The organism is Paraflavitalea pollutisoli (genome assembly GCF_029360705.1).
GTDB classification, from domain to species: Bacteria; Bacteroidota; Bacteroidia; order Chitinophagales; family Chitinophagaceae; genus Paraflavitalea; species Paraflavitalea pollutisoli.
The window spans coordinates 268,121-292,374 of the sequence record NZ_JARKMX010000014.1; the positions used below are offsets into that span (position 1 = coordinate 268,121).

General features: G+C 50.3%; 14 protein-coding genes. 6 read left to right on the forward strand and 8 right to left on the reverse strand.

What is annotated here, in order from left to right; all coding sequences use genetic code 11:
- Positions 1-29: 29 nt before the first annotated feature.
- On the reverse strand, positions 30-1,811 hold the full coding sequence (locus tag P2W70_RS31720) for a RagB/SusD family nutrient uptake outer membrane protein (RefSeq protein ID WP_276485631.1): 1,782 nt from the start codon (positions 1,809-1,811) through the stop codon (positions 30-32).
- A gap of 23 nt (positions 1,812-1,834) precedes the next feature.
- A complete protein-coding gene (locus tag P2W70_RS31725) occupies positions 1,835-5,170 on the reverse strand; it encodes a SusC/RagA family TonB-linked outer membrane protein (protein ID WP_276485632.1) in 3,336 nt (1,111 codons plus the stop codon).
- A 277-nt stretch (positions 5,171-5,447) separates the two neighbouring features.
- Between P2W70_RS31725 and P2W70_RS31730 the strand changes: the two genes are divergently transcribed.
- Positions 5,448-6,149, forward strand: a complete 702-nt coding sequence (locus P2W70_RS31730; RefSeq protein WP_276485633.1) for a hypothetical protein — start codon at positions 5,448-5,450, stop codon at positions 6,147-6,149.
- 63 nt (positions 6,150-6,212) lie between these two features.
- Here P2W70_RS31730 and P2W70_RS31735 read toward each other — a convergent pair whose 3' ends face one another.
- Both P2W70_RS31735 and P2W70_RS31740 read right to left on the reverse strand, forming a co-directional pair.
- Entirely contained in the window at positions 6,213-10,814 is a 4,602-nt protein-coding gene (locus P2W70_RS31735) for an FG-GAP-like repeat-containing protein (protein WP_276485634.1), read from the reverse strand.
- A gap of 175 nt (positions 10,815-10,989) precedes the next feature.
- Positions 10,990-11,853 (reverse strand): class I SAM-dependent methyltransferase, encoded by an 864-nt coding sequence (locus tag P2W70_RS31740; protein WP_276485635.1) that lies wholly within the window; start codon positions 11,851-11,853, stop codon positions 10,990-10,992.
- 196 nt (positions 11,854-12,049) lie between these two features.
- Between P2W70_RS31740 and P2W70_RS31745 the strand changes: the two genes are divergently transcribed.
- Both P2W70_RS31745 and P2W70_RS31750 read left to right on the forward strand, forming a co-directional pair.
- A complete protein-coding gene (locus P2W70_RS31745; protein ID WP_276485636.1) occupies positions 12,050-12,838 on the forward strand; it encodes a hypothetical protein in 789 nt (262 codons plus the stop codon).
- A 67-nt stretch (positions 12,839-12,905) separates the two neighbouring features.
- Entirely contained in the window at positions 12,906-13,037 is a 132-nt protein-coding gene (locus P2W70_RS31750; RefSeq protein ID WP_276485637.1) for a hypothetical protein, read from the forward strand.
- A gap of 162 nt (positions 13,038-13,199) precedes the next feature.
- On the opposite strand, the gene P2W70_RS31755 is transcribed toward P2W70_RS31750, so the two are convergent.
- The 3 genes from P2W70_RS31755 to P2W70_RS31765 form a co-directional block, all read right to left on the reverse strand.
- Positions 13,200-14,969 carry a serine hydrolase domain-containing protein gene (locus tag P2W70_RS31755; protein WP_276485638.1) on the reverse strand — a complete coding sequence of 590 codons (1,770 nt, stop codon included), beginning with the start codon at positions 14,967-14,969 and terminating at the stop codon, positions 13,200-13,202.
- A gap of 78 nt (positions 14,970-15,047) precedes the next feature.
- Positions 15,048-15,791 carry a LytR/AlgR family response regulator transcription factor gene (locus tag P2W70_RS31760; RefSeq protein WP_276485639.1) on the reverse strand — a complete coding sequence of 248 codons (744 nt, stop codon included), beginning with the start codon at positions 15,789-15,791 and terminating at the stop codon, positions 15,048-15,050.
- Positions 15,792-15,794: 3 nt separating this feature from the next.
- Complete coding sequence (locus P2W70_RS31765; protein ID WP_276485640.1) at positions 15,795-17,714, reverse strand: tetratricopeptide repeat-containing sensor histidine kinase; 1,920 nt, start codon at positions 17,712-17,714, stop codon at positions 15,795-15,797.
- 255 nt (positions 17,715-17,969) lie between these two features.
- On the opposite strand from P2W70_RS31765, the gene P2W70_RS31770 reads away from it, so the two are divergent.
- Entirely contained in the window at positions 17,970-21,005 is a 3,036-nt protein-coding gene (locus P2W70_RS31770; RefSeq protein ID WP_276485641.1) for a T9SS type A sorting domain-containing protein, read from the forward strand.
- Between the two features lie 83 nt (positions 21,006-21,088).
- Here the strand turns inward: P2W70_RS31770 and P2W70_RS31775 are convergent, their stop codons facing one another.
- Positions 21,089-22,690: a glycoside hydrolase family 76 protein gene (locus P2W70_RS31775; protein WP_276485642.1), complete on the reverse strand. Its 1,602-nt coding sequence runs from the start codon at positions 22,688-22,690 to the stop codon at positions 21,089-21,091.
- Between the two features lie 636 nt (positions 22,691-23,326).
- Here P2W70_RS31775 and P2W70_RS31780 point away from each other — a divergent pair.
- Both P2W70_RS31780 and P2W70_RS31785 read left to right on the forward strand, forming a co-directional pair.
- A complete protein-coding gene (locus P2W70_RS31780; protein ID WP_276485643.1) occupies positions 23,327-23,857 on the forward strand; it encodes a DUF6036 family nucleotidyltransferase in 531 nt (176 codons plus the stop codon).
- The gene (locus tag P2W70_RS31785) at positions 23,854-24,039 is read left to right on the forward strand and encodes a hypothetical protein (RefSeq protein ID WP_276485644.1); all 186 of its coding nucleotides are present in this window, start codon (positions 23,854-23,856) and stop codon (positions 24,037-24,039) included. Before P2W70_RS31780 ends, P2W70_RS31785 begins: the two co-directional genes overlap by 4 nt.
- The last annotated feature ends 215 nt before the right edge of the window (positions 24,040-24,254 follow it).

The window sequence follows — 24,254 nt, forward strand, 5'->3', positions numbered from 1 at the left end:
TTGGTGTTGGATGGATAAATACTTGACGATTAATAACCGGGGTTCTGCAGAACAGATCCCTTATCGATCTCTTCCTGCGGGATCGGCTCCAGGAACATTTTCGGTTGCCAGTAAGCGGTGTACACCACTTTATCGTAGTAATTGACGATATTGGCCGGCAGGCGGTCATTGGCACCCGGCGTCACGAGGGTGAACTGAAACTCGCGCATGTCTCCACCAATAATGCCGGTACCGATATTGGCCAGCTTCCAGTGCTTCACATCAAAATAGCGGTGGTTCTCGTTGTAGAACTCGATGGCCCATTCGCGCTGGATGATCCGGCGCAGTTTGTCCTTATCCGTTTCGGTGATGGAAGGCAGACCGGCCCGGTTGTGTACGATGTTGAGGTTTTGCAAAGCCTTGTTGGCATTACCCGCTTCGTTGTATGCTTCGGCGAGGTTGAGGTAAAACTCCGCCATGCGAAACAGCGGGTACTCGAACCAGATGCGGGCGCCTGCGCGGTAATAGTACTTCGTGCTTTGGGCAGCGCCCTTGCCACGGCCTTCATGGTTCTGGCCACTGCTGCACTGTGAATAGCTCCAGGCAAAATCGCCGGGATTGTTCCAGCTATCGATCCCGTGCGCATAGTTATCGGCTTTAAAGCGGGGCTCCATGGCCTGCATCTTACTGTTGTAGTCGGCATAGGGCAAGGCATTGCCCGTTCCCTGACCGGGCCACGCCTGGTCACTACCATCGGCGCGGTAATAGTTGGCGAGGAAGTTGGACAGCATGCCGTAGTTATCCGTGAGGTAGCGTTCATTGCCGCTATAGCGGGTTGGATTGTAGAACTTGAAGAACTTGCTGCCGCCTTCATCGAGGCGGTAAGCGAGCAGCACTTCTTTGTTGGAAGGGGTGGACGTAGCCGTACCGTAGTCTTCAAACGCCTTGGTATTGGGTACGCCTACCCCACCGCCGGTGTTGATGATTCCATACCCTTTGGTAGCGGCCCAGGCCACCACCGCTTCACTGGCTGCGGCGGCATCGTTCCAACGCTCGGCGCTGCTGGTACCAAAACAGATCAGTTTGGGGTCGGCAGCCGGCAGGTAAGGGGTGGCGTTGTTGAACAGTGGCCGGGCGGCATAGAGCAGGGCCTTCGCCTTGATGGCCAGCGCGGCTCCCTTGGTAAAACGGCCATTGTATTTGTCTTCCCAATTATCGGGCAAACCGGTCACCGCCTCGTCGCTCAGCTTCACGGCATAGTCGAGTGTGGCCTGCAGCGAAGCGCGGGGAATGTTGAGGCTATCGGAAGGCAACAATACTTTGGTGACGATGGGCACCCCACCATAGCGGATCATCATACACATATAGCGGTACGCGACCAGGGCTTTCATTTCTGCTTTGACGGTGGCTTTCAAGGCACCGTCCATATCGGCTACCTTATCGATGTTTTCGAGAATGAGAAAACACTTGCGGATCGCGGCATAGTTGTCGAAGAAATTATCGGTGCTCTGCGCGCGATTGCCTTCATAGGCAACGGGGGTGAAACCAGCGTCTACAAACCGCTTCATGCTGGCCCAGGATTCACCGTACGAGAATTCGCCCGAGGCCCCCGACAAGGTACCGTTGTTGAGGGAGCGGCCGTCCCAGATATTGGCGACCAGGGCCGAGCGGTAGGCATTGGCAATGGCAGCTTCGGCGCCTGCCTGGTTCGAGAAAACAGTTTCGATGGTACTGTTGCCGGTGGTTTCCGGTTTTTCCAGGAACTCTTTGGCGCAGGAGCCCAGGCCCAGGGTGGCCAGCAATACCAGTGTATAATATAAGTTCTGTTTCATTGTACAAGCTTTGGAGAGTTGAATTAAAAACGGATGTTGGCGCCGATGACGAATACGCGGGTCATGGGATAGAGGCCATATCCGCCGGAGTCGGTCGATTCGGGATCGATGCCCTTGTCGATCGAGTCGCCCCAGGTCAGCAGGTTGTTGGCGTTGGCATACAGCCGGATGGCGCTTACGTTGACCTTGTTGAGCAGGGCCGGCTTGTTGAGCGTGTAGCCGATCTCGATATTCTTCAACCGCACGAAATCACTGGACACGAGCCAGAGATCGCTGGCCAGGTAGTTGGCGGTACCGCCTGCTCCGCCGTGCATGGTAGCGCGGGGATAGAGAATGGTTTGTCCGACAGCTGCTTTCTCCGGTGTCCAACGACCATCATACTGCCATTGCAGCAGGTTGCCCGCTGTTTGCCAGAAGGGCATGTTGAACTGGTAGTTGGCCAGGCTGAAAGAGCCATGGGCAGAACCGGTGAACAGCATACTCAGATCAAATCCTTTGAAACTACCACCAGCTTTGAAACTGAAGGTATATTGAGGCAGGTTGCTGTAGCCAATGGGCACATTGTCGCGGTTGTCGATGAGGCCATCGGCATTGATGTCTTTGTAGCGTACATCACCCAGTACGGCTTTGTTGCCATTGTAGGTATTGTTGGGGCGGTTGTCGAGTTGTTCTTTGGTGTTGAAGAAACCATCGAACACGAGGCCACGGTACTGACCAATGGGATAACCGGTTTGCGCCATCCAGGGATGTGCTTTCTGCGCCTCTGCGCGGTACAGTATCTTGTTTTTGGCGTAGTTGAGGTTGGCGGTGAGAAAGTAACTGAAAGTGGGCCGCTTGTCGGTCCAGCCCAATACGATCTCGTACCCCTGGTTGGTGGTTTTACCCACGTTGGCCGGGGGCACGGCACTGCCGCTAACACCATACGCATAAGGAATGATCTCGCTGAGGTTGGTGAGGATGTTGTTACGTTTGTCGCGAAACACGTCGACGGTCAGGGCCAACCTGTCTTGCAGGAAGCGTGCCTCGAGCCCAAAGTTTTGTTTGATGGCACGCTCCCAGGTCACATCGGGGTTACCGATATTGCCTTCGCTGGCACCGGCATAATACGGGTTTACCGCACTGCCGTTGCTGGATCCCCAGTAGTAACCTGCCTGGCCGGTATTGAAGGTACTGGGCAGGTAGAGATAGCGGCGGTTGCCGATCTGATCATTGCCCACTTCACCATAGGATGCACGCAATTTCAGGAAAGAGAAGACCGGTCCTTTCGGGAAGAACTTTTCGTTGCTCATCACCCAGCCGGCAGAATAGGCCGGGAACAAGCCGAATCGTTTGCCCTCGAGAAATTGCTCGGTACCGTTGTAGCCGACATTCACTTCCAGCAGGTAACGTTCGGCGTAGTTATAAGCCACACGACCTACCAGGCCCATAATGCCCGAGGCTGTATTGTCGCTGGTATTGGGAATACTGTATTTCTGTGCTTTGGCGAGTACCAGGCCGGTGACGTTGTGATCGCCGAAAGATTGGTTGTAATCGAGCCCGGCATCGAAATAAGTCTTCCGCCATACCGAATTGTGACCCGGGTCGGCATTGAAGACGCCTGCGCCCCTGGCGCCGCCAAAGAACTGCATGTCGTTGGGATTGGCCGGGTTGCGGCGTACCGAATACTCGGGCAGCGAAGGGCTGGTAGTGATGGCCTTTACATAGTTATCATCGTAGTTAATGGTAGCCCTGGCCGACAGACCAGGCGTTAACCAACCCATATTGTGGCGCACCACGATGCTGCTCGTGAGCAGGGTGTTGTAGAGCGATTCGCTGCCGCTGGCCAGCAGGTTGCGGGTAGCATTCTGTGCGCCTTTCAGGCTGCCCAGTTTGATACCCAGCGGATTGCTGGGAGAACCGGCTACCCCGGCATAACTGTTGACGAGCTTACCGTCTATGAGGCCCGGAGCTGTCAAGGGGCTGCTGTCGAAGATATACTGCATGATGATCTTGTAACGGCCGGCGAGGTCATAGGGACCTGCGCCGATGCCGGGGCCGGACGTTTCTCCAAACTGACCGGCGAGGTTGACAGATACCTGCAGGTTCTTCACCACATCGATGTCGAAGTTAGACCGGAAATTATACCGGTTGTATTTCGATTCAGTATTGGCGCCGTAGTACTTGGTATTGTTGAGGATACTGCCCTGACTGAAATAACCGAGTGAGGTAAAGTACTTCAGTTTCGAGGTACCACCAGAGATGTTCAGGTTGAGTTGTTGTTGCGGACCGGTATTGCCAAACTGTTGGGCGAAGAGGTCCTGGCTGCCGTAATAGAGGGCCGGCGCGTTGGCCAGTTGTTGTTTTTGTTCGGCAGAGAGGTTGGTCATGGCGTCGATCTCGGCCTGCGTGTAATCGCGGTTGTTCTGGAACTTCCAAAGATCGTCGTCGCTGAACAGGTTGTTGTTGAAACTGGTATTGTTGAAGGCACTTTGTTCGGTGCGGATGGCTTCGTTGCGCATGATGGCATAGTCGTAAGCATTGACATTGTGCAGCAGTTTGGTGGCTTTGGTGAAACCGTAATTACCGGCTACGCTCAATACTGCTTTGCCTGCCCGCCCGCGTTTGGAGGTAACGATGATGACGCCATTGGCGCCACGTATACCGTATACGGCCGTAGCGGAGGCATCTTTGAGGATACTGACGTTCTCAATTTCGTTGGCATCCATGGCATTCAACTGATCGTAGGCCCGTTCAGGTGCCTGCTCTACCCCATCGATCACCACCAATGGGTTGATGCTGCCCGAGAAGGTCGATACACCGCGTATATAGATGGTGGCCCCGTTGCGGCCGGGCTCACCACTGGTTTGCAGACCGCTGAGCCCCGGCGCATTGCCGATGAGCATATTCGAGATATTGGACACGGAGGTACCGACGAGTTCTTTGCCTGAAACGGTCGATACAGCGCCGGTCACCGTGGCCTTTTTCTGTTTGCCATAGGCTACTACCACCACATCGCCCAGTGCTACACCTTCTTCTTTCATCTCGATGTTGAGGTTGCGCGCAGTGCCCGGCATGCGTTCCTGCGGCGCAAAGCCAACATGACTGAACACGAGTACCGAGCGTTCGCCGGGTACGTTGAGGGAGAACCTGCCGTTGGCATCGGTGACCGTACCTTCCTGGGTGTTTTTGATATTGACAGAAACGCCGGCGAAGGGATTGCCCCTATCGTCGGTAACACGGCCGGCCACTACGATGTGGGAGGACGGAGTGCCGTTGTTTTGTGCCTGCCCGGGCAACCAGGCGACCCCTAGCAACAGGGAAAGCATCAGCGAGAGGGGTCCCGACAAAAAACCAAAGAGCCCCTTGCTATCATTTTTCATATGCAGTTCGTTTTAAACATTGATTGGGTTGAATGATGAGGGTCCATCAACCTGTGGGGGTAATTTGTTCAAACAGGTGGCGGAGCTTTGTGCGTGGTGCACGGGAGGAAAGATTACCCGGGTAGTGGGTTCAGTTTTTTCATACAGCTTTAGTTTTTAGAATCGTTTGTATTAACGATATCAAATGTAGAAAGATGCCGAAAGCGCTTTTGATGCTTTCTTAACATTGTATAATGTTTAAACAGAAGTGAGCATCCGTCCTATATTTGCAGCTGTCATGACAGTCGATACCACACATGCGGAACAACAAATTCTCCTCGTCACGAATTTCGAGGACCTGGTAGGTACACCCTTTAGTGGGGTCATCAATGCGATTGGCTGGACGCGAGAGCTGGCTGGTGATTTTGCAGAGATCGTTCATAAGATAGAGGCTACAGAGAATATCACCACGGTTGACGAGGAGGAGTTGCTGGCACTTACATTAAGCGAGGCAGGGCAACTGGCAAGGGCGACCATCTTGCATGACCTACAGTTGTTGGAAGCGCAGGGAGCAGCGCCTGTATTGAATGTAATTCATTACTATGACCAGGATGAGAGCGACCCGTTTTTCCCGACCGATGTGTATTCCTGGCATGTAGATCGGGCACCGATTCCTACCGCTACTTTCCTGTGCACGTATTATGGTGCCTCCAGTGATGTATTGCCGAATTCGAAAGGAACGCAGAAGATATTGATTCCTGCCATTAGACAGGAATTGCGTAAACGGTACGACGGACCGGAGGAAGGTTTCGATGCTTTTTTAAGGGAACATTTCTTTGATCTGCACTATGCCGCGGCAGCTGGCGCGCAGCCTGTCAACCTGGGCCTGGGCAACCTGTGGCGGCTGGCGGTGGATCATCCTGATAGCCCGGTACCGCCGAGTTTGCACCGGGCTCCCCGGGAAAATGCCGGGGAACCGAGGTTGTTGTTGATCTGTTGAGGACGCTGGCAGCCTTGCCTGCGTTACCTGCAGCACGTATTCACTCCACCCTCTCTGATAGGCTTATGGTATTTTCAGGAACTGCCAATAGTTTGTTTTACCCGACTTTCTCCGCAGCGATACAAAATACACACCGGTCGGTAGTGTCGACACCGGCATACTGATCGTTGCCTGACGACCCGCATTGTTCATCACCAGCATCGTCGTACCTAGCTGGTTGAAGACCGTCATCGTAGCCACGGGATCCAGTCGATTCTCATCCTGCACATGCAAGGTGGCCGTGACGGGGTTCGGATACCATCGGTAACCGGCACCAGCACCAGGGATATCGGGTGTTGCGGTGGGCACACCCAGCACCATGGTAAGGGGGCGGCTAATCGTCATGCATCCTTCCCGCAACTTACCGACACACCGGATCATATCGCCATTGGCGGCCGGTTTATAGTGGATCGTATCCCGTGTGGCACCAGGAATATCCTGCCATCCATGCGAACCGGTACTATCCTGCCATTGCAAGGGTAAGGTGGTACTGGAATACGAGCTGAACACTTTTAAGATCGTTTTTGCACCAGCCACCACAAACGACTCACCAGTGATACGGATATCAGAGCTAAAGATCGGACTGACTGTGATAACGAGTGGCGCGCTGCTTACCTGCGATTGCAGGCGGCAGGGCGCCGGGCTGGTCAACACACACTGCACCACATCCTTGTCACGCAAGGTAGAGCTGCTAAAGGTGGAGCTGCTGGTACCGACCGGGACCCCATTCACCGTCCATTGATAGCTGGCAGCAGGACCTGCATTTTGCCCAATAGCTGTAAACACCACATTGGAGCCCGGACATACGGTGGTAAGATAGGTGGAAACGCGAACCGACAGTGCACTCGTATCCGTTAGCGCCATGGTAACCTCCTTACTTTCGGCAATGGTGGGATAAGCGCAGGTTGCAGAGCTTGTCATTTGAACTGCAACACGGTCATTTTTTTTGAGCTTATTGCTGGTAAATACGTTTTGATTGATTCCCTGTGAGGCGCCATTGACCATCCAGTTATAGACCGGCAGGGCTCCTGTGTTTTTAGCGGTGGCAGTAAAGGTAATGGGCGTACCCGGACAACCTGTAAGGCCGGAAGCATTTATCTGCACTGCCGCTGTATCACCATTGACATGTATGGTAATCGTTTTACTGGTATCCTGAAGCGGCACCTGGCACACATCGCTGTAATATAGGATGGCCCGCACCTGGTCTTTGTCCTTCAAGGAAGTGGTTAAGAATTCATCGTCGTAAGATCTGGCATCTACCCCATTGATCTGCCACAGATAATAACCGCGCCTGTAACCACTGGTATCGACGCCCGTAAAAGAGACTTGCTTGCCGAGACAAATCGTGGTATCGGAAGCAATAATGAAAACGCCAGGGCTGGGCGTATAGTTGAGTCGCAATACAAACGTGCTGCTATAACGTCCATCAACGATACACCGGTATTGGTACCCATTCCACGAAAGAGGGTGGTTGACAAATTTTAGGGAGTTCGTCGTTGCACCCGTCAAGTAGGCATTTTCGACGACATTGACAAAACCACTGGCGGTATGCTGCTGCCATTGGTAGATTTTACCGGAGATATCGGACACCAGGGTGTTACCACCCTCGCGGCTGGTACACATCGGCACTATGACGGGAACATTGACAGTATTTCGATACACAATCATCTCATTGTCATCATAACTGGACGCTGCCAGGTCAGGTTTGCCATCGCCATCAAAATCCGCCGCAGCAACAGTTGGCGTATAGATCGCGCGGGAACCGGCGCCGGGACCATAGATCAGGCTATCCAATCGGGGAGTACCAGGTTGGGAACTATTTTTACTGATGAAAATGGACCTGGAATGAAAGCGCGTAGCTGGCACGACATCGGGCCTCGCATTTCCGCTGAAATTCGAGAGTACCCCTCCCTCGCCAACACCGGACCGCGGTTCGCTTTTGTCTAGCGCCATGACCACCGGCGGCATAAAGGCCAGGTTACCCTTCGTGCTGATATTTCTAAATACGCAGATGTTTTTGTCATTACAAACTACGATATCCGGTACGCCGTCGATGTCGAAGTCCACGATCGTAATATAGGTAGCTGAGAAAGACATGCCCGGTACACTGATATTGACAAAGTCTGCAAAGGAAATTTTTCCGCGGCTGCTGGTATTTCGGTACAACAACATTTCGGCGGCCAAATAGTCATGGTTCCTATAGACGACCAGCTCATTGAACCCGTCGCCATCCAGGTCGCCGGCTGCGAGGCCTGTAACTGGCTGCACTGCATTGAACTTTTGGGTGGCGCCAAAAGACAGGGTGCCTGGCCTGCTCGTATTCCGCATAACATTGACACAATAGTCGGAATACGCTGTTACGGCGATGTCATTTTTCCCATCATTGTCCAGGTCCGTAATGATGGCATCGTGGGTACCATCACCGGCAGGCAACACATATTTTTTCTCAAAGGAAATTTTACCCGGATTGCTGACATTCCGGTATGCGTACACTTCTCTGTTATTGGTTGTTTTCACCATATCGGGAAGTCCGTCGCCATCCAGGTCATTGATCGCAAATCGACCCACCGAAGAGAAGAAACTGTATCCAACATTTACCTTGGGAGCAAAGGATATCCGACCGCCAGTAGTGGTATTGCGGAAAACAGCCAGCGAGTCTCCCTGACCTGCAGATACTTGCGCTATCAGGTCAGGTTTGCCATCGCCGTCTATATCTTTCGCGTCCAGGTCACGGCCATAGCGCGATCCTTTTTGAATAATAAGACCTTCTGTGAAGGAATTGGGCGTAAAGTTGGCCGTACTATCGGCGAATGTCACATTAAAAGCGTGCACGGTTTCTCCCAAAAGGCCATTGTCTTTGTTGCGCACCTGGATGGTGCCCATGCTGGCACCGACCGGAACCGTACACACCAGTTGTCCGGATGAAGCCGATTGGATCTTCGCCGCAATGGAACCAAAAAAAACACTGTTATTGGAAGGGCTTGCCCCGAATCCGCTGCCAGTGATGGTGACTGTGGTCCCCACGATGCCTGCCACCGGCTGAAAGGCCTTGATGACCGGCGGCTCTGCAGTCGACGGCGCATAATACGTAAATCCGCCGACCGGAATGGTGCCATAGAACTGCTTCAGGGTGATGGTGCCGGTATTGCCGGCCGCTATGACAGCCGTCATCGCCGTATCGGATAAAATAGTAAAAGCAGTGGCTTTGACACCTCCAAAGGATACACCCGATACCGTGTTAAACTTGGAACCGTAGATGGTTACCATAGTGCCCTCGCTACCCGATTGCGGAAAATAGGAGGTCGCTTTGGCAATGCCGCCATCATAGAAAGGCGGATAGCGCGCAAGAGTATCAGACTTTCCTCCGGCAGTGACGATCAGTTGAACGGTATCCACACTTAGGACGATATCGTGGGTATAAGTCGCATTGTAACTGGTGCTGACTAGCGACCCGTTTACCAACCATTGATATTGGCAGCCTGTCCTGGAAAAATTCAGGAGTTTAACTTCGCCAGCTTTATACATACCTACGGTGTCTATTTTAAAATAGGCAGCCGCCCGGGGGGCACCTCCGTTGTCTGTCATTTCCAGGAACCCATGGCCCCCGCCTGCCCACACCTGCGTAGCCGAATAACATTGCAGGTCATAGTGTGTATATCCCAGGTACGTGAAAGGCGTTTCCCGGGAAAGCGGTTCCCAGGTTACTCCACTGTTGCTGGTCTTATAAACCTGATAGGGACGAACGAGTGCATAGCCAGTATTAACGTCGGTAAACCGAAACAATCCGCCTTCGAAAGGGGTGGCCTCCACATCATTCTGTTGCGTCCAGCTTTGGCCACCATTGGTTGTTTTATAAAAGTAGTATTTCGACTCACTGTACATACTGAGCCAACCGGTACTGGCGTCGAGGAAATAGGCATAATTGGCCGTGCCCGTCCTGGGCAAATTGATGGCTGGCCAGGATGTTCCACCGTTGCTGGTTTTAAGTAGGCCATTGGAGTTGTTGCCGCTGCCAAGCGCCAGGACGTTGTTGTTATCGACCGCTTCCAGGCGCCCAAAATAATAACCAGGCCGGCTTGCCGACACCGTCCAGGTCATCCCTTTATCGGTCGTCTTCAGGATACGGTCTGCATCAACCGCATAACCGGTATTATCATTTTTAGGGAAAATAACGTCTTTGATACCCGTCCTCAGTTGCATGGGATCATACTGGGAATGGAAAACCAACTTGAAAGAATTGCCGCCATCCAAAGAAGCTAAGATAGCTGGTACCAGTCCATAATCACCGTACACGATCAAGGTGTTCTTATCAAATGCTTTCACGCCTTCGATACCGAAACCAAAGGTGAGATTGATATTCGTAAAACTACCGTAATTGACATTGTTGAGAGTGATCGATTTCTTTGTATAGGTCTTTCCGCCATCGGTCGTATAGCCGATCCATCGGGCAAAAGCAACATACCCTTCGGTTGGGGAGTAAAAACTTAGTTTACGGATATCATTGTCTTCATCAGCGTCCAGGTACATTTGCTTTAGCTGAGCTGAAGCATAGGAAATGGACAGCATAAAACAGATAGCAAAAGAGAACAGACCTTTACAGGTCTTATTCGCGGCAAAAAGATACATGGACATGGATTTAGGGGCAATTCAGGCATAAATATAATCGAATTACCAGGACCACGCAAGCAAGAGGAACCGAAAAACGGCACCAGGTGTCATTTTCGTTTATCTCGACAATATAGTGTCCAACAGTTCGTTATTGTTCTCCTTATCCTTAGCCCCCACCTGCCTCTATCATCGATCACTTCTCCCCTACCGCCACGATCATTTCGCAGGGACCCACGAAGCGGTCGCCGGATTCAAATTGCCGCAACGCCGTTTCAATCTCGTCCCAAACGGATGCCTTTTCCGCATCCGATAGTTTGCCCATCATCTGGTGCAAAGCGCCAAAGGATTCCTTCTCAAACCGCACACACTCTTTCGCAGACGACAGTAAGAGCGGGGAATCGACCCGTTCCGCCTGTATATTTTTGAAACCCGCTTGTTCAAACGCTTTTTCTATTACGCCTGCTGCTCCCAAGCTGAAGGGCCCCGGCTGACCGGGTGCAGGCGGAGGCAGAGCCGCCCGGTTGCGAATGATGCCAACCGGCAGGGAAAAGAACTTATTGTTTTCGGGAATCGAGTATACGATAGCAGCTACCCTACCCCCTGGTTTCAACACACGCAGCATTTCCATCAACGCTTTCTGCTGGTCCGGGAAATAGATCAGCCCAACCCGCGAAATAACAGCATCGAAGGTTTCATCACCCACCGTCAGGTTTTCACCATCCATCACCTGGGTATCGATATTGGTTACACCTGCCTGCTGGGCCATTTGTTGGGCGTATGCCAGGATATTACCGGATATGTCGGTAGCCAGCACATACCCGGAGGGCCCTACCCGTTGTGCTGCCATTATCGATTGCTCCCCTGCCCCCGCTGCAATATCCAGTATATGATGACCGGTAGCCACCTGTGCCATGTCCAGCATCCTGGTAGTGGCAGGGCCAAGCCATTGGTGCAATGTGGGGCTCCATCGGTACCAGGCTTCAGCAGCTGCCTGCCATTGGTCATGTGTCGTATTTTTGTATTTGACGGGATCAAAAGAAGCAATAGTGGGTTCCATATTTTCGCTTTTTGAATGAATGAAAAAGGGGGTCAGTATGGATCCAATGTTATGAAATATTCAACCCCGTATGTATCACTCATATGAGTGGTGGAAGGATGGACCTTCGGTGAGAACTAAACCTGAAACATCTTACCATGCAATGAGTTGCGTATATTTGAACGTCGTGCATTCCTTAAAGTAACCATCCATGAGTATGAAATATTGGCATTGCCTGCTACTACTTACTTTTTTAGCCTGCAAGGATCAGCAACCACCTGTTGACAACACTGACACGGTAGCGGTTGATACCACTCAACATACGACGGTAGAAAGAATTCCACGTAAAGAGATTAGCTGGTCAGGCACCCTACATGGTAACATCCCGGTATTTCTACATTATCAGCAAGACACTACGCTACTCATCGGAGAAATTATATACTTAAACACCAAGGACAAACTGCCCAATAAACTGATAGGGACTATGGAAGACGATAGCAGTTACAGGCTGTTGGAATTTGAGCCATCCGGAAATATTACCGGCATTATTACCGGCACACCAACGAGCAAAACCTTTAATGGCACGTGGTTTTCTCCCAAAACACGGAAAGAGCTTACCCTCCATCTTTCGAAAAAAGACACCTCCATGATCCCGGCGCCCTTATTCATGAACTTTCAGGACATATTCGGGCACTATCATTACCAATACAGCGAGGCGGGCTACCAGGGAGATTTTACCATTACTCAACTGCGGGACGATCAAGCCGTTATTGGCATCACGGCAGTCACGGGCGAGCCCGCCAGAAACCTTGCACAAATCAATGAGGATACGGTGAAATTATTAATCGATACAGATTTCAATTACAAAAAGCCAGGTACCGACAATTGCGAATTTCGGGTTAAGTTTTACCCAGGATTCGTCTACGTAAAATACACGAAGGGATTTTGCGAGGGGCAATTTGGACATAACGCGACTGTTGAAGGGATTTATTTAAAAACAAAGTAACAAACATCGCACCCTCATTTCGACTCGCTGCCTCCTAACAACAAGCGGGCTGTTTAGCCCATACATTATGGCAAAAGGCGCCAGACCATTCCTGGAGGAGTTCAATGGCTCATTCGATTGTATCCATAGCCAACAGTTGGGCAACGGAACCATTGCCTTGTCGTATAAACCAACTCCGCTATTACCCGGCAACGACTAAAGATCGGCCGGAGGATCACTTACCTGACTGCCCTGCTCTGATAAGGCCCCGAATAAAACGAAGGTGTATCTTACCATTTGACACACCCTCGTTTGCCGATATGGCTACATTAGCAGCACATATCAGCACCTGTTATCATTAAACTATTTTGATTTATACATCCTAGTGTGATAGTTCCGTGCGTGCCTTTTTGATCACTGCCGCGTCAAATCCCTTGTTGCGGAAATAGTCAAAGTCCTTCTTCAATTGGTCGGTTAATGCAGTGCTGCCTGATTGTACATACTGCCGGTACAACTCCATCGCCCGGGAGAAATCACCTTTAAAGAGATACGTATGCGCCAGGTCTTTGACCAGCGACGAATCCCCAGGCTCCATCGCTACCCCCTTCGACAAAAAGACCATCGCTTTGTGGTAGTTTTTAGTTTCCAATAAATGACGGCCATAAACGCCCCATTGTCCGGGTTTCGGGTTTAGCGTATCTATTGAGTTGACTCTTTGTGCTGGAGCCACCAACCTGCCATTGGCCCTTCTCTCAAAACCGGTTACCATTCCTATGCTATCGAAAACGAAGGTCTTAGCACTCCCGAATTCGATGTTGCGAAAATCGGTGGCGGATGTAAAATGCATTTTGCTATTGATGCCTTCAATCCAGTAGTAAAGCCCGTCTATTTCTTTTGTCACCCTTGAAAATATGCCGTCGGTGATATAGTCGCCGATGTATTTCGCAGTGATCGTGTCGTGTACCGGTACGGTGGAGATCTGCTCCGGCTTGGGAAATCCTTCCCAGTTGTATACCAGCGCGATGCTGTTGATCAACTCAAACATCAGACTACCATCGTCCGCATTCATAAACACCACGGCCCCCTTTCCATTGGTCAACCCGGCAATAAATACACCGGTAAAGCCTTCGTTACTCGCCGTGTGATCGAAGTACAGCGCTCCATTCCTGTTCTGTATGAAGGTGCCCAGGGCCACGTCGTTTTTGTAGGGCGTCACATGCAGTTTCACCATCTCCTGGTTGAGTACTTTGGATGATTTTCCCTGGTAGGCTTGCTGTATCTCCATCATGTATTTGCAAAGGTCTGTTGGCGTAGTCCACAATCCGGCGGCGGCTTTTTCGGGATAGACGAAATACTTGCCCCGCACTTCATCGCCGTTCCTTTTATAGCCCGTTGCCAGCTGCTTCAGTTGGCTGCCTGCAGGGGGCTGCTGGTACGAGCTGTTGGTCATACCCAAAGGCCGGAAAACCTGCTCTTCCATATACTGCTCGTATCGCTGTTGGGTGAGATCGGTCAGCATTTGTTGTGTGATCAACGTACCGCCGCCGGAATAGCGAAATTCCTTCCCTGGTTCTGCTACCGATCGCACAGCTCCTGTGTTGGAAGGAGCCCGTCCGTCCAGCATATCCATAACGGACGGCAGGGCACTATCGCGGTGGTAACCGGGAAAACCATGTACCCCCAGTCCTGCGCTGTGGCTCAGCAACTGGGCGGTGGTGATCTTCTTGCCATGCGATACGGTGTCGTAGGGAAATTTCCAGTTAATGAGGTATTGGTTGATGTCCTGGTAGAGGTCCAGTTTGCCCTCCTGCGCCAGGCGGAGGACCCCTACGGCGTTGAGCGACTTGCTGATCGATCCGGGTTCAAACAAGGTATTGGTAGTCACCTTCCTTTTTTCTTTTTTGTCGGCATAGCCATATCCTTTGGCCCATACCACCTGGTAATTGTCGATCACCGCAATACTCACGCCCGCCACGTTGTAGTGCTTCATCCGTTCTGCCAGGGTAAAGGGTTTACCGTCTACCACTAAACCGCCCGACAGGCTGGCTTCTACCCGGGCAATCTGTTCGTTGATGGTTGAAGAGGAGGGCTGCTGTGCGGTGAGGGCTGTAAGGGCCTGCAACAGCAGGATGGTGAGGAAAATTCTTTTCATAGAAAACAAACCTATCCGTTTTGTGGTCCCCGCCATCCGAAAAAGGGTAAAAAGAGTGTAACCGAATGTAAATATTGGTTACAGCCAACCGTAGTGGCCGATTAGCTTATCTTTTTGCAGCCGGGAAACGGGCAACACATCGTTGGTGGTCATGGTGAGCAGACTTTCGTTGCGATTGAAATGTTTTACTTCGTTGAGGTTGATGATATATTGGCGGTGGATGCGCAGGAATTGCTGTTGTTCCAGCACGTACTGGATATCTTTCAGGGTCTTGGACACCAGTATCCGCCTTTTGTCTACCAGCACCAGGTCCGAATAATTGCTTTTGGCTTCTACAAACACAATGTCTTTCAGGTCGATAAAAGTGACCCCAGTCTGACTGGGTATGGCAATTTTGGTAATCGTGCCTTTCCTGAACTGTTGCTGCAGCACCTGCAGCTGGTCCGACTGGAGATGCTGTCGCTTTTCCACTTTGGCCACGACTTCCCGCAGCTCCTCGAGGGTGACCGGTTTTACCAGGTAATCCAGGGCATTGAACCGGAAAGCCTTTATGGCGAAATCATTGTAGGCGGTCACAAAGACTACGGAGAATTCCACCGGCATCAATTGCTCCAGCAGGTCGAAACCATTCAACACCGGCATTTCAATATCCAGCAAGAGCAGGTCGGGTTGCAGCGAGGTTATTTCAGACAAGGCCTGCTGACTGCTCGTGAAGGCGCCCACGATCTCCAATTGCGGAAAATGCCGTTCAATCGTTAACCGCATTAGTTGTACACTGTCTGGCTCATCGTCGAGCAGTATCGTTCGGATCCTGTTGTTCATACCTTAATCAATAGGAATATCAATGATGACTTCTGTGCCTGTAGCCTGCCCTTGCCCATCGTGCAGATCATGGACGGTAACCGACATATTGGTGTTATATAGCTGGTTGATCAGCTCGATGCGCTGGTGGGTGATGCTCATACCGAAAGACTTGTGCGTAGTGGCCGATTTACTTTTCAGTTCCGCAGCCCTGGCCCTGCCTACCCCATTATCCCTTACCACGATCTTCAGGTTGTCCTCCTCACACCGGAAAGAAACGACGAGCGTTCCGCCATCGGCTTTCGGCATCAACCCATGCCATATCGCATTTTCCACATAGGGCTGGATCAGCATGGGCGGTATTTCAATATAGTCCATATCTACGTTATCGGCAATGTCAATCTTGTAGTGCAGTTTTTCCTTAAAGCGCATGGCTTCCATTTCCATGTACAATTGCAAGGTTTCCACTTCCTGCTGCAGCAGGATACGATCGCTTTTGGAATTTTCGAGCACCAGCCGCATCAACCGCGAAAACTTACCCAGGTAACTGGTGGCTGCCTCCTGGTTATTTTCTACGGCATAGAGCTTGATGGAATTAAGGCAGTTGAAAATAAAATGCGGATTCATCTGCGACCGCAGGGAGTGCAGCGCCGCATCGCTGACCTTCCGTTCAAATTCAGATTCCCGTTGCTTTTGCTCGGCCCGCTCTTTCTCAAACTGCAACACCAGCTTCACCTGTTTATTCCGGTTGCGATAATATAAGAATCCACCCAAACCCAATAACAACACCAACGCGCCGCCACTGTACAGCCATTGCTGGCGCAACTGGAGTTTGTTCAGCGTATTGTCCTTGCTCAACAGGGCATTCTGGAAATGGAGGGAATCTTCTTTTTTGTCGAAATTGTACTGCATTTCGTTTTGGATCAGCTCGCGTTCCTTTTCATCGTTGAGCAGGCTGTCGTTCAATACCACATATTTTTTCAGGTTGGCGAACGCACTGTCGTACCGGCCAGAGGCGGCGTATACCTCCGAAATAACGGTGATGGCATCCGCTTCCATGGACAGGAAACCTCCCTGCCGGGCTATTTCATTCGCCTGTTTGGCATGCTGCAGGGCCAGGGGATAGTTTTTCTGCGCAAGGTACAGCGTCCCCAATCTCCGGTGATTGTTCGCCTTGCCATCTTCACTGCCGAGTTCGTTGAACACGTCGAGCGCCTTCTGCACGTAGTAAACAGCCGAATCGTATTTATTGCCGGTAATCCCGTTGGCCCTGAGCTTCGCTTCGGAAAACTCGATATACGCATCCCCCAGCCCGCTGTAAATACGGGCTTCCAGTTGTTTGTTGGTGGGCATATACTGCCTGAACAAGCCGAGCACTTCATTGAAGTGGCGGATGGCAGGGCCTACGCTGTCCATGCGTTTGTACAGCAGGGCTTTGTTGAGGATGGAACTGGGCAGGTATTGTTTGTCGCCCTGGGCTTTATAGATGGCAATGGCCTTGTCGAGGTATACCAGGGCATCTTTATAATGTTCATTGTGGGGCAGGTAAGCAGCGCCAATGGTATTGTAGACCCGGGCCAGGTCGATGGGCTTGTGCTGCGCCTCATACAGGTTAGCCGCTTTCTGCAAGGATTCCAGGGTCTTGGACACATTGTCGAGCCGGAGATAATCTACCCCCATCACAAAATAGGCCCTGGCCAACCCCGATCCGTCGTTCATTTTAGTGGCCAGCGCAATGGCCTTTTCAGCATATTGGAGCCCCACCGCCGGATCCACGTATTGCTGGTAAAAGGCGATATCATTCAGCAGTTTCAGTTTTACACTGTCTTCTTTGGTATAGGCCTGCTCGGCTTTTACCAGGGAATCGAGTTCGGGCCCCTGTGCCTGGGTGCCGGTAAAGCAAAAACAGCACAGGAATAGGGCGGCTATGTACCGTAATATCATACAATCATTGTTATCCATACAAATCTATTTCAAAACACCCGCTATGCCGGGCTGACCTTGCAGGAAGTACAATATAAAGGATGAACAGGGGTTGATTTTGCGTGAAGGGTATTTTACCCAGTTTCCCTTTTTTTCGTTTACACAACAAAACCTTCACTCAACCCGGCTTCCCTGTCACCCACACATTCAGGGGAAAGGGGTGTTTTCTCCTCCGCTAACTTGGGCAGTATATTTAAATTATTACAATTTATTGTCATGAAAAGAGTTCTACTTATCCTTTTGCTGATTGCCGGGTTTGGCACTGCCCATGCGCAATGGAGCGATACTAAGAATCAATTTTATGATTCGCTGGATATGCCCGTGGTACAAATGGCGAACGACCAAAAAAATCCGTTGATCGTTAAAAGCGAACCGGATGGCGGTTATGTGGTGATATGGGAAGATAACCGGGCCGGCAACACCGACATCTATGCCCAGAAGTACGATAAGAACGGCCATCGCCTCTGGGCGGAAAATGGCATACCCGTCGCTACCGGAACTGACAATCAACTGTATTTCACCATTGCGAATACCCAGTCCAGCTACTACAGCTACCGAAATGTAGGCCATGCCGCAACCGACGCAGCCGGTGGTTTTTACATCGCCTTCACGACCTCCGATCATAATGATGTATACGTGCAGCACATCAAAAACGACGGTAGCCGGGCGTTTGCCAACGAAGGGTATCCCGTGGCCGTTCATACGGCAGCCAACCAACCCTATTATGGGCAGCCGCAACTCATTGCCGACGGCAGGGGCGGTTTTTTTATCGGGTATTATGTAAGGAATCCATACAATGATGTGTATGTGTATTGCTACAAGGACGAGGGGGGCAACCTTCGACGCTATGGCGGCGGCATCATGAATCAATATGCCACCCAGGAGATCAGCGATGCCTACTGTGGAAAGCGGTATACGATCAATTATACCAATTCCGGCAACGCCAAATCCTTCGTTATTTTCTCCGACCTGCAAGACGGCTGTGGCGTCATCATGGCCCAATCGACCGGTTCAGAAAAAGTTTTTCCTGCTTATAACAGGCTGGCCCGGGTGAAAAAGAATTCGCATATAACCAAGGACATATGGGGAGAATCTCCCAGTGCGATCATCAATCCGGACGGTACTTCAGATCCTGTAACGCCGGAAAGACATGAATACTTTTATAAAAAAGACTCCGTGGTGAGGGTTTATTCTTTCAGTTCGCACTCCGAGAATGTGAGTTGTAATATCATCCTCAATTACCCCGTTCCACCCGGACAGGAGCCCGATATACGGCTGGTAAAATACGTCAATTACTACATAAGCAGTAATGGCTTTGCGGCGCTGAAAGCGCCTGTTTATGACATCGACAGAGTAATGGCTACCGTGCTGCCTACTGACGGTAATATCGATGCCATGCTGGTGACGTGGAATGAACGAAATTATATTAATAATAAGATCACAGAATTTGTAACAAAAGGTTATTCGTTGGCACTGGAGAAATACGATAGTGTACCCTATCAATTGGCAACAGATACGCTGTATCCTAATTTCGTCTACAATCCCCTTCAGCCTGCCGGACTAAATAAACTCAACCAGGGACCAGGAGAAATAGACACCCTCATCGCCTCTCCTCGTGTCAACTATTTTTATGATTTTGCTTTTACCGGTTCAGGCAACAGGGCTTTCCTGGCTACGGCGCCATTACCTGTTTCAGGACATAGCACGCAGAGTAATGATTCCATTTTTTACCAGGAAATAAAGTTGAGCCGGGTAGCGGCTGATGCCTTTGAAGTAAAGATCAATACCGACCAACCCAAAGGGGTGGTGATCGGCACCGGTCAATCAACCGGCAACAGCGTTTATAGCCCTACCCCTGGTATTGCCGGTGATGGCGCAGGCAATGCCGTTTTTTACTACGGTAAATCTCAAAGTACCATACAAGCAAGTCCTATAGGTGATCGCGGAAAGTTGTGGTGGGGTGCCTTTGGTACGCCGCTGAGCACGGGAAGATGGGACCGCAGTTGGACCAACCCCTCGGCCCCCGCTGTACTTATGAATACAGACGGTACAGGCGTGGCAGTTTGGTATGACGGCAGGAAAACCCCGGACGGCTACACGGGCTACAATATTTATATGCGGCATCTCGACAGCCTGCTGCGTCCAGCCTACCAGCCTCCCGCGCATACTTTGCGTTCCATCAGACCTGGCGTATCTGCCAGTACCACGGCCGATGCACAACTGATGGCAGGCTCCAGCCAGGCATGGACCGGCTTCCGCGGACTTTCGTATGACGCCTATTATTACGCGCCGCTGGTATCCATTAAAGATGACTATCCTTTAGGAACCGTGAATGCCAGTGCCTATGATTATGTGGGCCCGATACGAACCACTGCAACTGGCAAGCCTTACCTGGATCGCAACTATACCATTAGCGTCACCAACCATCCGGCCAATGCGGCCATCAGCGTACGGCTGATATTCACCAAAGAGCAGTTCGATGCCCTGAAAGCACGGGTTGCCTCCATCCAGGATCCGGGCGATCTGATGGTGATGAAGCAACCTTCTGCTGGCACGGCACCTGCCTCATATACCATTTCTGCCAACGATCGGGGCATACAGCCTGTTGGCTGGGGAACCATTGAAAATACGGAAGGAAATACGACCGTGATTGGCGGTTATTATATAGAAATCGTCATCGATGATTTCAGTAATTTCTTCATCATGGCAGCTGAAGCCACCCTGCCTGTTACCCTGCAATCCTTTACCGTCAATGCTGTCGACAACAAGTCGCTGTTGCAATGGATAACGGCTACGGAATCGAACAATGACCATTTTGTGATCGAGCGGTCGGGCGACGGTAGTGTGTTTACAAAGATCGGGCGTGTAACAGGTCATGGTACTACTACCATTCCCCAGCAGTACCAGTTTACCGATGGGGCGCCACTGGCCGGCAATAACTACTACCGCCTGGCACAGGTAGACCTCGATGGCCGTATCAATTATTCACCCATACGGTTGCTGTCATTCGGCGTGCAAACCCGTACGTTGCAGGTATCGCCCACCCCGGCCAACTCTACCCTGCAGATCCAGTTGCCGCAAGCGGCTGCCGGACAACACCCGATCGAACTGTACCATCTTTCCGGACGGAAGGTATTGGTACAGACAGTACCGGCGGGCACTACGCAGTTGACAATGGACATCAGTACCCTGGTACCGGGGGTATATATTATGCGGTATCATGGAGAGACGAGGAAAGTGGTGAAGCAGTAGATGTGTATTAGCCATTTTTAACGAGCATCACCCGCTATGCGGGCGATGCTCGTTGTTATTATGGTATAGACTGCCATTGCCCGTTATTGCAGCAGCCATCTTTCATTGTCGCCATTGCTTTCCTTCCACAGTACACACCTGGTACCGTTGGCCGGATTGTTGGCTACCACATTCAGGCAGTTTAAAGGGGCACACCGCGGTTTCAACTTATAGTAGCCGTCATAATCGTATACCAGTTTCCACAATTGAGCACTACCACCACTCCAGGTGTAAATTTGCGCTTCGGCATTATTAACAGCACTGGCACCGTTTACATCCAGCGCCGATCCGGTGGCATGCGTTGGTGTAAGCCGGTAATAGCCACGCCCCTGGCTAACCAGTTGCCATCTTTGGTGGGCGCCTCCGTTGTAAGTCCATATATTCGTTTTCACGGAGTTGGCTGTTCCGGCTCCAATCACATCCAGGGCACTGGCTTCGTTAATTTTGGGAGTGATCCGGTAAGTAGTTCCGCTTGAAAATCCCGGTTGTGCTACCGGCGTTACATTGAGCATGATGACGGTACCGATACACTCCAGGCTGCGAGCCACGTTATCCACCGGCATATTCTGCGTCCAGTTATTCCAGGAAATGTTGAGATCAGTGCGGCGTCTGTTCCAGGCGGCGTCTGCATTTCTCCGCATCCAATCCCAATAGGTGCTCCATAGATTATTATCTCGTACAAACTCACCCATGCCCCGGGCAAATTCGGATTGCGAGGTACCATCCCGTTGTCCGCTGGTCATAATGCCATTGTTGGTTTGGGTGAGTACTACGTAGTCTACGGACCGTTTCGCATCGTCGTACACGGATGGCCGGCCCGTGATGCGGTGAAGCGCGCTGGCAGCACTGACAAAAGCACCTATATTGTACGTATTGGCAGCATTGCTCCGTACGCCATTGGCCTGTATGTTTTCATATACAGCCCCCGTACTTTGGTTGTACAAGGTCGCCCAGATCCAATCATAAATGGCGCTAGCTTTTGTCAGATAGACGGTTTCGCCTGTCGATTCGTAAATGTACAGCGCGAGAATCACGGCCGGGTTGTTACTCAGGCCCGACTTTTCGTTTTTGCGAATATCCCACCAGATACCTCCGCCCAGGGCATTGTCCCACCCGCGGTCATACACCCGGTTGAAGGCATATTTAGCCTGGTTTAAAAAAGTGGCATTACCGGTTATCTGATAGCCACGCACAAAGGCAATGCCTGCCCAGAGCAAGTCGTCGTTGTATTCGTTCCAATTCCAGTCATAGAGTCCGCCTGATCCTTGTTCATTTTGCAAAAAGGTATTTAATAAATTAGTGATCAAGGTTCGGTGGGCGGTACTCTTGGTTCTTAGATACACATCTTCCACCATTTGAATCTCCAGGGCCTGCCGCCAGAAATAGTCATCACTGCTGTTGCTGACCGATTCCTTATAGTACTGTGTGGAGCCTGATGTGAACAGGAAAGTGTTGTTCAGGGCGGCAAAAGATTGATCGGCCAGTGGGTTCGCGATGGTTGCGAGCAGACCGGTTTCCTCCACCGGTGCTGGCTCCGGGCTGCTGTCCTTGAAGGCCGTTTTTTTACATCCGATGAATGTCGCCGTCGTAATTAGTAGTAATAAAATGCTGATTGCATTACTTGGTCTTAAGGAGTGTTTTTTCATTCTTTTAAGGTTGAAATGATCACTGAATAGTTTCATCCAAGAATAAAAGCCTGGCAAGTCGTTAGTTGGGCAAGTTTTATCTATAGGTAATCGCTGGTCTACGTATTCTAAGACGTGCCAACCTGGCACTACCGTTAGTCGGGGGGCGCACTTACAAAAACTTATGTCTGCTTGACCGGGCGTAGGGAAGGAATTTGAAATCTTGCAGCCCTTGGTTTTTCGCCTCTTTAATCGCGATCTTTTCATCCGTAGCTTTGCTCACTCTGTTGCAGGCGGCAAGATAGGCGTCCATCAATAAGATGATCTCTATCTATTCATTGAGGGTAAGCAATAGGGTTTTATCTACTTCAACAACAGAAATCGCCATAATACTATCGGGAGTGTTCTTTGCAATTGTTTACTTTACGTTCTCTCCGACCCAGGGTGATAAATCCCTGTTTTTGTAAAACCGTGCTTTGGGTTTAGAAGGCCAATACCATCAAATTTCATTGTAATAAAAGCCCCAGGTAAACAGTAAATCAGAACGTATTAAAACACATTGCAGAATCAGGATGCAAAAACATACAACTATAATAATCAATACTTTAGATAATGTTTTTTGCTCAATAGAGCGACTTAAAGTATCTTGTATTTTGTATGGTCGCATTTTTCCAGAAAATAACAGATGTACTCAATGAATCGAATATACCCTATATGCTTTCCGGGAGTGTAGCAATGAGTATTTACATAATACCCAGAGCAACAAGGGACTTTGATTTTGTTATTCATCTTGAACCGAAAAATATAGATCTATTTATTGAGCATTTCAAAGATGGCTATTATTGTGACAAAGAAGCCATTCAGGATGCAGTAAAAAGGCGAAGCATATTCAATATTATTGATCATGCATCTGGCTTTAAAGCTGATTTTGTGGTTTTAAAAGATGAGGCTTTCCGACAGGAAGAGTTTAGTAGAAGAAAAAAAGTTGATTTTTTTGATAAAGCGATTTATGTGGTCTCTCCGGAAGATCTACTTATTTCTAAAGTAATATGGATACAGGAATACCAATCAGCCCAGCAGGTGGAAGACATCAAAAATCTTGCTACCATTGAAAATATGGATTGGCCATATATTAAGAAATGGACTAGTAAATTGAATTTGAAGACATTTGATTTATTAACCTTATGAATGACACACCACAACATATAAAAGAGTTGCAATTAAAAATATGGCTATCGAAGTCTCCCGCAGAGAGACTTAAACAGTTTATGGAAGATAATGCCTCCTTATTTCAATTTTGGAAGGCTGCAAAAAAAGCAGATGAAAAAGCACCCGATTCGCGCTCGGTCATCAATGGCAATGATGGTTAATATTATTATTCGTAAGTCGCCATCGGAATTCCAGGACTACATCGTGCGCTGATCGAGCTTATCCCACCTATTACTCAAGCAACTACGCTTCGACTACGTCCATGCTGTTTTGTGTTTCCGTCCGCTTACCCGAGCAAGCTGGATTATCTACACTGATCCGGTTGCCCTCCCTATTACTCAAGTTACCTTTCCAGATTGCATAGGGCGGTTATTAT